This window comes from Staphylococcus sp. HL28, assembly GCF_021117155.1.
Taxonomy (GTDB): domain Bacteria; phylum Bacillota; class Bacilli; order Staphylococcales; family Staphylococcaceae; genus Staphylococcus; species Staphylococcus warneri.
The window spans coordinates 2,333,086-2,347,619 of sequence record NZ_CP088218.1; the positions used below are offsets into that span (position 1 = coordinate 2,333,086).

Here is a 14,534-nt window from a genome sequence, read left to right on the forward strand (position 1 = left end):
TCGCTCCTTTAAGAAAATTTAGACAAGCTGTTGCCTGGCTCTACTTTAAATTCCTGATTATATTCATCGACATCTGATAGTCTTACCAAGGAAGTATAATCTTCTATTAATCTTTGCTTTACTTCTTTCGATTCTACAAGTACTGATACCCCTTTTACGTGTGCTTTAAACTCATTCATTAAATTCATAACACCGTTGATTGAGCCACCTGCTCTCATAAAATCATCAACAACAAGAACATTAGAATTCTCAGCTAATGTGCGCTTGGATAATACCATCGTTTCTATTTTTCGAGATGAACCTGAAACATAATTAATAGAAACCGTAGATCCTTCAGTTACTTTATTGTCTTTTCTAATAACCACTACAGGTAAATTTAATACGTTTGCAACTGCATTGGCAAGCGATATACCTTTAGTAGCAATCGTTACAACTGCATCTAATTGTTCATCCATATATATACTTGCTATCATCTTACCTACTTTGTTTAATAATGTAGGATTACCAACTAAGTCAGATAAGAATAAGTAGCCACCAGGCAGAAGTCTATCCTTTTCATCTAATAGCGAGATAACTTCGTTAACCACTTCTGTTGCTTCTTCTTTACTCATCATCGGTTTGTACGTTACACCACCGCTTGCACCAGCAGTAGTAATGACCGTACCTAATGCTTCTTTTTGGAAAGTACTTTTTATAATTTGAACATCTTCGCTGATTGACGATTTCGCTTGTTGAAATTTATCTACAAAGAATGTTAAAGGAATCAGTTTGTTTGGGTGATTCATCAAATACTGTGTCATAAACACAATCCGTTCACTTCTTTTATACCTCATTATTTCCAACCCTTCTATCCTAATAATCTAACTAAATATACTTCATTGCAACAACCATTCACTGCATTATAAATATTTTTAGCCTGACTTTCTTTTTGTGCTAATCCATAAACTGTTGGACCACTACCACTCATTAATGCACCATCTGCACCACATTGGATCATATTTTCCTTGATCTTTTTGATTTCTGGATGCATCTCCATAGAAATCGGTTCTAATCTGTTAGATAAACTTGTACATAACTTCTTATAATCTGATTTTTTTAAAGCTTCTATACAGTTTTGAGTAAATACTTTATGCGTGAAATTTAAATCCAAAGCTTTAAATACGTCCGGTGATGAGATACCTAAATTAGGCTTAGCTAAAACAACCCAAGCAGAAGGAGGTTTGTTCAAAAACTTCACTTTTTCACCACGTCCTGTACAATAGGCAGTCTTATTGTATATACAAAATGAAACATCTGTCCCAATTTGACTACCAAGTGCACATAACTCATCTAAAGATAAATTTAAATTAAATAAGCGATTCATACCTCTCATCGTAGCTGCCGCATCTGCTGAGCCCCCTGCTAAACCAGCCGATACTGGAATATCTTTATCAATTGTAATCGTTACACCTTGTTTCAAATCATATGTTTTCGTCATTAATTCAGCAGCTTTATATGCTAAATTTTTATGATCGTCAGTTACAAAGTTGTGTTCGATTTCAACAACGATCTTCCTATCATCTCTTTTCTGAAAAGATAATCGATCGTTTAAATCTACGGTAGTCATTATCATTTCAATCTCGTGATATCCATCGTCTCTTTTAAAAAGTGTATCGAGCGTAAAATTTATTTTGGCAGGTGCCGTTTCATATATCATTTTTCCGCCCTCTCTTCGTAATCTTAATAAGATGATTTTAACATAAAGGGATAAAAGATTTGATAGATAATGTTCATTTTTTTCACAAATAATTATATCATTCATTATTGAAATATAATAAAAAACTATTAAATTACAGTATGTTAGTTATTAATGTATTTTTTCTATAGCGCTAAAATGTATTTTCACTTAAAAGTACAAAAAAAGAGTATTGAACATGTTGCTCAATACTCACCTTAATATGATATAAAACTTAAATTGATAGAGTAGATATATCTACATCTATGTCATATGTCTTATTAGTGTGCAATTGCTTCTTGATGATTATCTTCTTCAAATGAAACTTGTACGTTCTCAGTTAACACATCAGTGTATGTATAAGATACTCTTTCGAAGTTATGCTTGTCTTGGTCAAGTTCAACGACAAATACTGATGGGTATGTTTCTTTTAAAACACCAGAACGTTCGATTGTTTTCTTACGACCACCATTGGCTTTAAGTACAATACGATTTCCTAAATGACAATCAATAGAATTTTTGATGTCCAAAATTGATTTTGGCATATTGCTCCACCTCGCTACAAGTGTTATATTACCATGTTTATAGCGATTTTGTCAAATAAAACTAAAATTTTATCAAGGTAATCGGGGTTTGTCAACAATTTAATTTATTAATTCAGGGAAATTGTTTAATTCTTTGTAAAGTTGAGCAAAATCCTGAATTGACAATGTTTCGCCTCTTCGTCTAGGGTCAATATTTGCTTTTTCTAACCAACTTAATATACTCTCTTTATGTTGTTTTCCTTCTTTAAAGAAATTTTGATAATTGTTATTAATCGTCTTGCGTCGTTGTGCAAATGCAGCTTTTGCTAATTTAAAGAATGCTTCTTCATCATCGATATCTACTAACGGTGTTGATCTTTGCATTAATTTAACCACTATGGAATCCACATTAGGTGGTGGCATAAATACAGTTTTAGGCACTGTTAGGACTTTACTGGTTTCAGTATAATACTGCGTCACAATCGATAACGAGCCATAAGCTTTCGTACCCACCTCTGCATTTAAACGCTCTCCAACTTCTTTTTGCATCATCACAACATAACCATCTATTGGTATATCTTGCTGCATTAAATTAAGTAATATAGGTGTAGTTATATAATATGGTAAATTAGCCACAACCATTATTTTATCGCAGTCTTTTAAATGTTCAGTTACTGCTGTAGCGATATCCGCTTTTAAAATATCTTCGTTGATAATTGTGACATTATCGTATGGTGCCAAGGTATCTTTCAATACAGGTATTAATCGATGATCAATTTCAAATGACATTACTTTTTTAGCATGTTTTGCTAATTGTTCAGTTAATGAACCCATACCTGGTCCTACTTCTATTATGCCTGTATTTTCATCAATATCACTAGCATCGATGATCTTATTAATAATGTTAACGTCTACTAGGAAGTTTTGTCCCAAACTTTTTTTGAAATCAAATCCATATTGGTCTAATAATGCTCTTGTACGCGATGGTGTAGCTATATCTTTATGTTCCATATCTTTACTCACTTCCCTTATCTTCGTTTAATGCACGTCGTACATCTTCTTCTGTATATCCAAAGGCATTCAATTTTTTCAACAGTTGTTTACCATTAGAATGCCCAATATGTAATTTTCGACCTAGAATTTCTCGTCGTCTACGGGCATCATGTCCTATAATGAGCCCTAATTCGATTAATACATTTTTATCAATGGATTCTTCTGCTTCTTCAAAAGGGGAACTAACATGCATGAGTGCTTCTTTTATATCATCTACGTGTGCATGCTCAACACCTATTTTCCCTCTTTTGTTTTTAGCTTTTTCCCTGTCTATATATGCGTGTTTTACACCAGGTACACGGTCTTTTATCGTATTTCTTATTTTGTCACCAGGAAAATCTGGGTCGGTTAAGATAATAACGCCACGTGTTTCTTGTGCCTGTTTAATAACAGCTATCACATCATCATCAACAGCACTACCATTCGTTTCAATTGTATCGCATTCCACCGCAGATTTAACTCTTTGTGTATCATCTCTGCCTTCTACAACTATAAATTCATTTATTTTCATGTTCTTAATTCCTTCTTCATTTTAATGAAAATCTTGATTCATCTTATTCTAACAAAATATCATTAATAACACTGCCTTCAGTCTTAATTTAATAAAAAATGAGAAAGATATCCAATAAATGATACCTTTCTCAATCTAGTAATTATGCTTGATTTAAATTAAATAGTCTCTCTGCATTTTCCGTTGTCTGACGACATACCTCTTCATAGCTCATATCACGTAATTCAGCGATTTGTTGTGCTACTAATGTTACACGTTGTGGTTCATTACGCTTTCCTCTAAATGGGTGTGGTGATAGATAAGGCGCATCTGTTTCGACTAATAATCGATCCATCGGTACATGTTTGGCAACCTCTTTGGGTTGTTTCGCATTTTTAAATGTGACTGGGCCACCTAAGGAAACGTAAAAGTTTAGCTTGTTGATGACAACGTCAGCGATTTCTGGAGATGCACTAAAGCTATGCATAATGCCACCAATTTCTTCAGCATGCTCTTCCATCAGAATATCTATACAGTCTTGTGTTGCTTCACGATTGTGAATAATAATTGGTAATTGTACACGTTTAGCTAAAGCAATTTGCTTTCTAAAGACTTCTTTTTGAACATCGGCAGGCGACTTATCCCAGTGATAATCTAATCCCATTTCACCGATGCCAATAATTTTTGGATGTTTTGATAAGTTTTCTATCCATTCTAATCTTTCTTCAGTACAATCGATGGCATCTACAGGGTGCCAACCGATGATACCATAAACAAAATCATATTTATCAATTAATTCCATTGTACGTTCAATTGTTGGTGTATCAAAACCAACTACAAACATACGATCAACACCATCTTCTCTTGCACGAGTGATGACATCATTTAAATCTTCATCATATTGCTCATCGTTTAAATGTACATGTGTATCAATTAACATGATTATCCTCCTAATTTAAAGCATGATTACTTAATGATTGCGCCATTTGGAATAGCATTTGGCAAGCTAATCAATGTTAACACACCATCTTTTTCTGCTGATAAAATCATACCTTCAGATTTTTGTCCCATTAATTTCGCAGGTTTTAAGTTAGTTACTACAGCAACTTTTTTACCAATGATATCTTCAGGACGATAGAATTTCGCAATACCAGAAACAATTTGTCGTTGTTCATTGTCTAAATCCACTTGAATTTTTAATAGTTTATCTGATTTCTTAACATTTTCAGCATCAATCACTGTTGCAGCTTTAATTTCCACTTTATCAAAGTCTTTAATATCAATGATGTCTTTACTTGGAATATCTTCTTTTTCCTCAGATTTTGGTGGTTGCATTGATTCTTTAATATAAGCAATTTCCGCTTCAGTATCCAATCTAGGGAATATTGGTGTTGGTTTAGCTATTACAGTGATAGGTTCTGTTAAGGCACCATAAGTCTCTAAACTTGAGAATTCCATTAACTCTGGATTATTAATATTTAATTGTTTAAATATTTCTTTTGGTGCATGTGTAATAAATGGTCGTAATAATACAGTTGCAAAGCGGATGTTTTCAACAAGATGTGCCATCACATTGCCCAACATATCTTTTTGACTTTCATCTTTCGCTAAAACCCATGGTGTCGTCTCATCAATATATTTATTAGTACGGCTAATAAATTTCCAAACTGTTGATAAAGCTACAGAGAATTGTAAACTCTCCATATTTTCATGGAACTCTTTAACTGTATCTAGCGCCATAGCTTCCATGTCTTCGTCTAATTCATGTTTAGGACCTTGATATGCAGGAAGTTCACCTTGGAAATATTTATTAATCATTGAAATGGTACGATTTACTAAGTTACCTAAATCATTAGCTAAATCATAGTTAGTACGTTCAACAAACGCTTCTGGTGTAAACACACCGTCTGAACCAAATGGTAATTCTCGCATTAAATAATAACGCGTAGCATCTAAGCCATAACGATCAATTAATACATTAGGGTCAACAACATTGCCTTTTGATTTACTCATTTTACCGTCTTTCATTAGTATCCAACCATGTGCAAAGACTTTCTTAGGTAATGGTAAATCTAATGCCATTAATAAAATTGGCCAAATAATTGAATGGAATCGTACGATTTCTTTGGCCATCAAGTGGATATCTGCTGGCCAATATTTGTTAAATAACGTTTCGTCATCTGATAAATAACCTAGAGAAGAAATATAATTTACTAACGCGTCTATCCATACATAAACAACATGTTTAGGATTTGAAGGCACACTAACGCCCCAGTTAAATGACGTACGTGAAACAGCTAAATCTTCTAAACCTGGTTTAATAAAGTTATTAATCATTTCATTTTTTCTTGAAGGCGGTTGAATAAAGTCAGGATTTTGATCATAGAATTCAAGTAAACGATCAGTATATTTTTTAATATTAAAGAAATAACTTTCTTCTTTTACTAATTCTACTTCATGGCCTGAATCAGGACTTTTCCCTCCAACAATCTTGCCATTTTCATAAACAGGTTCAACTAATTGTGACTCTGTGTAATATGTTTCGTCTGGTACAGAATACCATCCCTCATACTCACCAAGGTAAATGTCACCTTGTTTTAATAAACGTTCGAATACTTTTTCAACGACTTGCTTATGTCGTTCTTCAGTAGTTCGAATGAAATCATCATTTGAGATTTCTAATTTATCCCATAAACTTTTAATTCCAGCAATCATCTCATCTAAATATTCTAATTCAGTTTTACCAGCTTTTTGTGCTTTTTCTTGAATTTTTTGACCATGCTCATCTGTTCCTGTTAAATAACGAACGTCATATCCTTGCATTCGTTTATATCTAGCAATCACATCACCTGCTACAGTTGAGTATGCATGCCCAATATGCAAGTTACCACTTGGATAATAAATTGGGGTTGTTATATAAAATGTATCTTTAGCCATCAAAGGTCCTCCTCATTTCTTACATGTTAAATGATATCTAAATTTATTTTGCTTTTCAATTGTGTACCGTTCTTACTGTACCTTACTTATTACAATACATTATTACTATGAGTTGCTTGTAATATTATCTTTACTACAATACCATAATTTAAGACGTTATGGGGTTGAAAGACTGCATTAATTCACTTGATGCACATAACATTGTTCAAGTTTTAATCTTATACAACTTTAATCAACTTGATGATAAATATTATATATTTCACTAGTTCTGCTTTGGCGATCTTCTGCAACCATTTTAATCGCTGCTTTAGGTTTGATATTCTTTTCTTTGATATAGTAGTCGACATGTTCTTCAATTGACATATCGTCAAACCATATAGTAGAAATTTCAGCTTCAGCACCTTCAATTAATATGACAAATTCTCCCTTTAATGGAATCTCATTATTTTGCAACATAGTTAATAATGTATTTACATCTGCAGTTACAATTTGCTCAAATTTCTTTGTTAATTCTCGTCCCAATGATACTTGTCTTTGAGGGTCTACTTTACCAATCACTTTTAGCGTATCGGTCACTCTATGAGGCGACTCATATATAATAAGTGTACTACTTTGATACATTCGTTCTGATAACACATTAAATTTTTCTTTATCTTTTCTAGGTAAAAATCCTAAAAATGTATACGTATATGAAGGTAACCCACTTGCCATTAATGCTGTCAAACCTGCATTAGGTCCAGGTATTGTTTCAACTTTGATATCATGTTGTCGTGCCTCTACTACTAATTCATATCCCGGATCACTTATCAGTGGTAAGCCTGCATCTGAAACTAATGCAATATCTAAACCAGACAATAACTGTTCAATCATATAGTCTGTCTGTTGATCTTTATTATGTTCATGATAGGATTTTAGTGGCGTCTTAATCTCATAATGATTACATAATTTACGTGTGACACGTGTATCTTCACATGCGATTAAATCTACTTGTTGAAGTGTATCTATAGCACGATATGTAATATCAGCTAAATTGCCGATCGGCGTTCCTACTAAAAATAATGTAGTCATACTATCCCTCTTTAATCAATTTTAATTTTTTTTGCCGTGTGAAGGTCTTAATTTCATACTCTCGTTTCAATGCTTCTGACTTAGTAGAATACGTTTCTTGATAAACTAACTCTACCGGACGTCTTATTTTTGTATATTTGGCACCTTTTCCTTCATTATGTTTCGCCACACGTGCTTTTATATCTTTGGCATAACCTGTATAAAGACTTCCATCTTTACATTTTACGATATATACAAAATGTTTATCCATAATATATACCCTTCATTTCCTTTGAGTACGTGCCATCTTCTTGATAAATATAAAATGGCTTTGTAATATCTAAGCCTTGATTTCCTGACTTTCTGCCTTCAATTAATATCGTTTGTGCATCTCTATCATGCTTACTATAAACAAACGTTAGCCGCTTCGGTTCAATATTAACTCGTCTCATTTCAGTTAGTACATCCATCATTCTTTCAGCTCTATGTACCATATATACTCTTCCACCTTGCTTTAATAAATGCCTAGCAGCCATTAAGCAATCTTCTAAATTACATAAGATTTCATGTCTAGCAATTTTATGTGCTTCTTTTTGATGTTGATGCAACTGATTATCTTTGAAATATGGTGGATTACATGTAACAACCGTATATTGTGAGGGTTTGAAATAATGATATACATTTTTGACATCCATATGATGCATAATTAATCGGTCATCTAATTGATTATACTTAAAACTTCTCTGTGCCATATCCACAAGTTGTTGTTGAATTTCAATCCCTTCAATAGTCTGGCTACCTTTATGGGAAAGGAGCAATGGTATAACGCCGTTGCCAGAACAGATATCGATAATTTTGTCTTTTTTTCTAATTTCGGTAAAATTCCCTAACAACAAAGCGTCAGTTGAAAATGAAAATACATCATCATTTTGAATAATTTTCAAATCTTCTTTGATTAGTAAGTCTAACCTCTCATTATCCTTTAACATTTATCTTTCTCCTAAAAAAGGGACGCTGTTATAACGTAGTCTCTATCATCGTCTACTCATAACACATCCCTATCTTCTTTCTTATATCAACATAGTTCAATCACTTAATACATTTAAACAAAGTAAACAATCTTCACCTTGTCTATGTTTGCCAAATAACTCACCTTTGCAAATATGAAATCCTTCTTTATATAACATTGCTAAGTTATCTTTACTAGGCAGTGGCTTCTTCACATGTTTCATATGGTGTGGGTTTACAGTTTCAGAATTTGAACTTTCGCTCTTATCCATTAATTGTTTTAAATTATCATTTTCTACTTGAAGCGCTACATTTTCTTCAACCAATGCTACAGCTAAATCTTTTAAATCTAACATATCTTGATTAAGCTGGTTCATGTTTGTTTCTAAGCGCATTAATTTTTCAAATAATTCATTACGATTCAAAGGTGGTTAAACCTCCTTAATTAAATGCTTCAATTTCTTCCATTTTATATTCTAATGGTTGTTCCATACCATCTATTTTAACTTGCATAGATATATCTAAGATATTTAATCCGACTACTTGGCCATTACCATCAGGCGTTTCAATTGAGTCACCTACGTCTGGTAATTGAGCACGTGCTTCTTCATAATAATCGTTTTCATATTTTAAGCAACACATCAAGCGTCCACATGCGCCTGAAATTTTAGCAGGGTTGAGTGACAAATTTTGGTCTTTAGCCATTTTAATAGACACCGGTTCGAAATCGCCTAAAAAAGTTGAACAGCATAAAGAGCGTCCACATGGTCCTATACCACCTAATAATTTAGCTTCATCTCGCACACCAATCTGTCTTAATTCTATTCTCGTTTTCAAGTTTTGTGCTAATACTTTTACTAACTTTCTAAAATCAATACGATCGTCAGCAGTAAAATTGAAAATGACTTTTGATTTGTCTAATGTATATTCACAATTAACTAATCTCATATCCAATTCCTGTTGTGCTACAACCTCTTTACATAGTGCAAGTGCCATCTCAGCATCCATTGCATTATTATTGTAGGTATCAATATCTTGTTGTGTCGCTTTTCTCATTACTTCTTTTAATGGAAGGGAAACATCCCCATCATCTACAGCTCTCATAGGCATTTTTACTAACCCTATTTCTATGCCTCGCTTAGATTCCACTACTACCCAATCGTCCATTTCAATTTGTAAATCTTTAGGTGCATAATATTCTAACTTTCCAGCTTTTTGAAACTGGACACCTATTACATCTGGCATCTATCTCACACCTTTAATCACTATTTGTTCGAATACAAGTGTTGGGTTTACATTTTGATTTAACTTTTTATGTGCCTCTGTCAATTGATCGTACATCAATATAAGTTGGTTATATGTTAAATGCTTTGCATACTTTTCTATCTCAACACTCAAATCACTATATATATATTCACTATTTGCTTCTACTTTTGCGTGCATGATATCCTCAAAAAATCCATTCACGGCCGATAATGTTAACAACTGTAATTTACGATTTTTCGCCTGTTTTAACAAATCGATAATCCCAATTAATGCCATCGAACGATTCGTTAATAACAACTCACACCATCTTATAATTGTCTTTCTCAAACTAGTAAGATCATATTCTTCATTTAATGATAATGCAGTCTCTGCTTGCGTTGTATATGTACTTAACATCTCAGCCACAGGACGTGTCAATGACTCATCAACTAAATGATTGATGAACTGACCTTTATCTATAGGTTTAAAATAGACATGTTGACATCTTGAATGTATGGTGTCTAAAATCTGTTCTGGTTTAGTTGATAATAAAATTGCTATCGTATTTTGAGGTGGTTCCTCTAAGAATTTTAATATACTATTTTCACCTTGAACAGTTAATTTTTCAAAATCTTCTACAATATAAACCTTATAATTACCTTCTATCGGTAGTTGATTCATATGATGAACGAGTTGTTCAATCTTTTCTTTTTTTATCGTACTTTCTTCACTAGAGACATACATAAAATCAGGATGATTCAACGTACTTACTTTAACTTCACATTGTTCATCATTGTTACATAAGATGAGTTTAGCAAAATTAATAGCGACCTTTCGCATTGACTGTGCATCGTCGCCCTCAAAAAGATAAGCATGTGACAATTTATTTGACGCATAAGCATTAGCTAATTGTTGTTGTTCATCCATCTGGATATCTCTCCTATATCTACTTATATAAAAAGACTGCTAAAAGAGCAGTCTCAAATTGTTAAATACTGTATATTACAATTCATCAATAAACGAATGTCTCGTGCAAAAAACATTAGTTATATTTAAAATTGATGGAAGGCTTCAATAGGCATTACGAATACCGTTGCGCCGCCAACTTCTACTTCTACTGGATATGGTATGTAAGAATCTGCACTACCACCCATTGGTGTAATAGGAGACACAAGTTGTTCTCTATTACCACAAGTATTGTTTATGACTGATAATAAATCGTCTACACGGTCATCATTAACACCACATAAGAACGTTGTGTTACCAGCTTTTAAGAAACCACCTGTTGTTGCTAATTTTGTTGCTCTAAAATCATTTTTGACAAGTTGGTCTGAAAGTTCTTGGCTGTCTTGGTCTTGGACGATTGCTATAATCATCTTCATTTCTATAACACCTCTTTCATCTATTATATCACATTTATTTTAAATATTTGATGATAGATTGATATGTAGCTAATACAACTTCTTCAATTGATTGATCTGCATCTATCTGAACAAAACGTTCTGGTTCATTATGTATCACTTGATGATATCCCTCAATGACTTTTTCATGAAAATCAATATCTTCTTGATCTAATCGATTCTGATTTCTTTGATTACTGAGGATTCTCTCACGTCCTATCTCAGCAGATACATCTAAATAAATCGTTAAATCTGGATATAGTCCATCAATTGCAAATTCGTTTAAAGCTTTCACTTCTTCAATTCCGATGCCTCTCGCGTACCCTTGATATGCTAATGAACTATCAATATATCTATCACAAAGAACAATTTGATTGTTTTTCAAAGCAGGTATCACTTTTTCTACTAAATGTTCTCGTCTCGATGCCGCAAAAAGCATTGCTTCAGTTCTAATATCCATTTGATTGCCTTCTAGTACGACTTTTCTGATCTCTTCGCCTGTTGGAACACCGCCAGGTTCACGGGTCGATATAACATCATAGTGCTGAGCTAACTTTTCAGCTACAGCTTTTAAAACGGTTGTTTTCCCTGAACCTTCTGGCCCTTCAAATGTTATAAATGCTGACATTTTTATTCATCCTTAATTAATATTTGATTATCTTTTACTCCTTCAACTTTCATATTTGAATGTTGATATTGATTTATTAATTTTATCATATTTGAGGTGATTTTTTCTCCTTTAAAGAGAATAGGTACACCAGGTGGATAAGGTACTACGTGTTGGGCTAACAATTTACCTTCTGAATGACTAATATCAATCCATTTAACTTTGTTATATACCATAGGTGCAAATGTACCACTTTCTGTCATAAGCTGTGGGTATATCAACACATCTTTCTTTACTTTCGGTAAGACCATACTTTTAATTTTGTCTCTTAATATCTCAAAAGGATATTTATCATCTTTATGCCATAGCGGTAATACAAATAAGATTTGATATTCGTCTGCTAACTCTACAAATATATGTTCCTTCTCAAACCATTTTTGAATTTCATATCCAGAATAACCTGGGTAAGAAATCAACATTTTTAATGGGTCATCAACCTCTTTAACAATAAATCCTTTACTATTTAAAACATTAGAAAGGGTATGTCTTTTTTCAAAAAATAAGTCACTATTATAATTTTGATAAAATGTTTGTGCTAACTCCAAACTTGCCATGACTAAGTATGATGGGCTAGACGTTTGAAAATAAGATAAATATTGTTTGATGCTTTCTTTATAAGGGGCATCTTTATGTATAAATAACACCGATCCCATTGTAAGTGCAGGTAATGTTTTATGATAAGACTGAACTACATAATCAGCACCATAATTTAATGTAGAATTAGGAAATCCATCTAAACCGAAATGTGCACCGTGTGCCTCATCAACGAGTACTGGAACATTATTAGAATGCAATAAGTCTATATCAGTTTGAATTGAGTAAGTTTCTCCATAATAATTGGGATAAGTCATAATCGCTAATTTATGTTGACTCAAATCTAAACCTTTCAAGTTAGGTGCTATATAGTGATAGGATGTTGAACTTACCTTCATGTTTGTTAAAGTCGCTTTTTGATTCGCTAATTCCAATCCATGAAAAACTGATTTATGTACATTTCTAGGTATCAAATAGTTTCCTGACTCATAAGCCAAAGCTTGAATTACAGATAAAATCCCAGAAGTAGTACCATTGACTAATAGATAAGCATCGTAATCTCGATGTTTATTAAACTTTGTCATGCTTTCTAAAATAATATCTTCTGGATGATGTAAATCGTCCAATCCAGTAATTTCAGTCATATCCATTTTCAAATCCAATGATTCCAGCTGACCTATAGTCATATTTTTGTGACCAGGCACATGCATGGAAATACTTTGTTGTGATATTAATTCATGTAATTTTTTTTGTATTGGTAAAGTCAAATCATCACTCTTTTCACTTAAATGTACATATTTACTAATCCAGACTATCTTATGTGAGATAAATCATCATCTTGTTGATTAACCCAATTTCGTTTTAATAGCCCCATGACATAGCAATCTCTGTATTCTCCTCTTGTATAGAAATGTTCTTTTAATTTTCCTTCAATTTCAAAGTTATTACTTTTATAAATATGTACTGCCTTCTCATTATTTACATCTACATATAAATATACTTTATGCATGTTAAGCACTAAAAACGCATAATCTACTGCCATCTTGAACGCTTTTTTCGCATAACCCCTATTCGCAAATTGTGGGTCAACTATTATCAATACTTCACAAGTTCTATGTATAAAATTAATTTCTAATAACTCAACAACACCAATGGATTGTTGATCCTCTTCAATAACAAATCGTCTTTCCGATTCATCTAAAATATGCTTTTGGTATAGCGATTCTAATTCACTCAATGATTGATAAGGCTCTTCAAACCAATAAGACATAATTGAATATTCATTATTCAAATTATGCAAATACTGTAAATCTGTTTTTTCTAAAGCTCTAATGATCATTTTAAAGCACTCCTTTAAATACGATAGTATTGAATTTTGTTTTAAATGTAAATCATTTCAAGGTTTTTCCATTAAATTTAATCGATAAGTTAAGTGTTAGAACATAAAAAAGAGGCCATTAAGGCCTTTGGGTATTTGTCAATATTCAAAAATTTAAAAATCCCTCACTGTTTTGCTTTAGAACGTTAGTCTGCTACCTTCGGCGCTAAGGACCTTTTTCAACTTGAGAGAAATACGCTTATACTTCTTCATTTTCATCTCTCACGTACTCACTTAGCTCGACTAAGCTCGCTGCGCTCATTCTTCAATTCATCGTCTAAACGCATTTGCTCTGCGTTGACTTTCTTATTTTTAGGCATAAAAAAAGAGACCTTGCGGTCTCAATGCGGCTCATCGCATCCTTTTATTTGCCTGGCAACGTCCTACTCTAGCGGAACGTTAGTCCGACTACCATCGGCGCTAAGGAGCTTAACTTCTGTGTTCGGCATGGGAACAGGTGTGACCTCCTTGCCATTGTCACCAGACAAATGGAATGTATTATACATTCAAAACTAGATAGTAAGTAAAATGATTTTG

At 33.0% G+C, this 14,534-nt stretch carries 17 protein-coding genes and 1 rRNA gene; all 18 read right to left on the bottom strand.

Annotated features, from left to right (window positions below):
• Positions 1-8 precede the first annotated feature (8 nt).
• Positions 9-833: a pur operon repressor gene (gene purR / locus LPC11_RS11415; RefSeq protein ID WP_023374611.1), complete on the bottom strand. Its 825-nt coding sequence runs from the start codon at positions 831-833 to the stop codon at positions 9-11.
• A 14-nt stretch (positions 834-847) separates the two neighbouring features.
• Positions 848-1,696 (bottom strand): 4-(cytidine 5'-diphospho)-2-C-methyl-D-erythritol kinase, encoded by an 849-nt coding sequence (gene ispE / locus LPC11_RS11420; protein WP_002465703.1) that lies wholly within the window; start codon positions 1,694-1,696, stop codon positions 848-850.
• A 299-nt stretch (positions 1,697-1,995) separates the two neighbouring features.
• A complete protein-coding gene (gene veg, locus LPC11_RS11425; protein WP_002451728.1) occupies positions 1,996-2,259 on the bottom strand; it encodes a biofilm formation stimulator Veg in 264 nt (87 codons plus the stop codon).
• A 99-nt stretch (positions 2,260-2,358) separates the two neighbouring features.
• A complete protein-coding gene (gene rsmA / locus LPC11_RS11430; protein ID WP_023374610.1) occupies positions 2,359-3,249 on the bottom strand; it encodes a 16S rRNA (adenine(1518)-N(6)/adenine(1519)-N(6))-dimethyltransferase RsmA in 891 nt (296 codons plus the stop codon).
• Positions 3,250-3,253: 4 nt separating this feature from the next.
• Positions 3,254-3,802 carry a ribonuclease M5 gene (gene rnmV / locus LPC11_RS11435; RefSeq protein ID WP_023374609.1) on the bottom strand — a complete coding sequence of 183 codons (549 nt, stop codon included), beginning with the start codon at positions 3,800-3,802 and terminating at the stop codon, positions 3,254-3,256.
• Between the two features lie 142 nt (positions 3,803-3,944).
• A complete protein-coding gene (locus LPC11_RS11440; protein ID WP_023374608.1) occupies positions 3,945-4,721 on the bottom strand; it encodes a TatD family hydrolase in 777 nt (258 codons plus the stop codon).
• Positions 4,722-4,747: 26 nt separating this feature from the next.
• On the bottom strand, positions 4,748-6,718 hold the full coding sequence (metG, locus tag LPC11_RS11445; RefSeq protein WP_023374607.1) for a methionine--tRNA ligase: 1,971 nt from the start codon (positions 6,716-6,718) through the stop codon (positions 4,748-4,750).
• A gap of 228 nt (positions 6,719-6,946) precedes the next feature.
• Positions 6,947-7,786, bottom strand: coding sequence for a 16S rRNA (cytidine(1402)-2'-O)-methyltransferase (gene rsmI, locus LPC11_RS11450; RefSeq protein ID WP_023374606.1), 840 nt, complete (start codon positions 7,784-7,786; stop codon positions 6,947-6,949).
• Position 7,787: 1 nt separating this feature from the next.
• Positions 7,788-8,036: a GIY-YIG nuclease family protein gene (locus LPC11_RS11455; RefSeq protein ID WP_002465713.1), complete on the bottom strand. Its 249-nt coding sequence runs from the start codon at positions 8,034-8,036 to the stop codon at positions 7,788-7,790.
• On the bottom strand, positions 8,029-8,754 hold the full coding sequence (locus LPC11_RS11460) for a tRNA1(Val) (adenine(37)-N6)-methyltransferase (protein WP_023374605.1): 726 nt from the start codon (positions 8,752-8,754) through the stop codon (positions 8,029-8,031). Before LPC11_RS11460 ends, LPC11_RS11455 begins: the two co-directional genes overlap by 8 nt.
• A gap of 96 nt (positions 8,755-8,850) precedes the next feature.
• Positions 8,851-9,198, bottom strand: a complete 348-nt coding sequence (yabA, locus tag LPC11_RS11465; RefSeq protein WP_002465715.1) for a DNA replication initiation control protein YabA — start codon at positions 9,196-9,198, stop codon at positions 8,851-8,853.
• Between the two features lie 16 nt (positions 9,199-9,214).
• On the bottom strand, positions 9,215-10,018 hold the full coding sequence (locus LPC11_RS11470; RefSeq protein ID WP_023374603.1) for a PSP1 domain-containing protein: 804 nt from the start codon (positions 10,016-10,018) through the stop codon (positions 9,215-9,217).
• Positions 10,019-10,945 carry a DNA polymerase III subunit gene (locus LPC11_RS11475; RefSeq protein ID WP_023374602.1) on the bottom strand — a complete coding sequence of 309 codons (927 nt, stop codon included), beginning with the start codon at positions 10,943-10,945 and terminating at the stop codon, positions 10,019-10,021.
• 125 nt (positions 10,946-11,070) lie between these two features.
• On the bottom strand, positions 11,071-11,400 hold the full coding sequence (locus tag LPC11_RS11480; protein WP_002451717.1) for a cyclic-di-AMP receptor: 330 nt from the start codon (positions 11,398-11,400) through the stop codon (positions 11,071-11,073).
• A 34-nt stretch (positions 11,401-11,434) separates the two neighbouring features.
• Positions 11,435-12,046: a dTMP kinase gene (gene tmk, locus LPC11_RS11485; protein ID WP_023374601.1), complete on the bottom strand. Its 612-nt coding sequence runs from the start codon at positions 12,044-12,046 to the stop codon at positions 11,435-11,437.
• A gap of 2 nt (positions 12,047-12,048) precedes the next feature.
• Entirely contained in the window at positions 12,049-13,386 is a 1,338-nt protein-coding gene (locus LPC11_RS11490; protein WP_023374600.1) for an Orn/Lys/Arg family decarboxylase, read from the bottom strand.
• A gap of 44 nt (positions 13,387-13,430) precedes the next feature.
• Positions 13,431-13,958, bottom strand: coding sequence for a GNAT family N-acetyltransferase (locus LPC11_RS11495; protein ID WP_002465699.1), 528 nt, complete (start codon positions 13,956-13,958; stop codon positions 13,431-13,433).
• Between the two features lie 409 nt (positions 13,959-14,367).
• Positions 14,368-14,482: ribosomal RNA gene (rrf, locus tag LPC11_RS11500) — 5S ribosomal RNA — on the bottom strand.
• Positions 14,483-14,534: the final 52 nt, after the last annotated feature.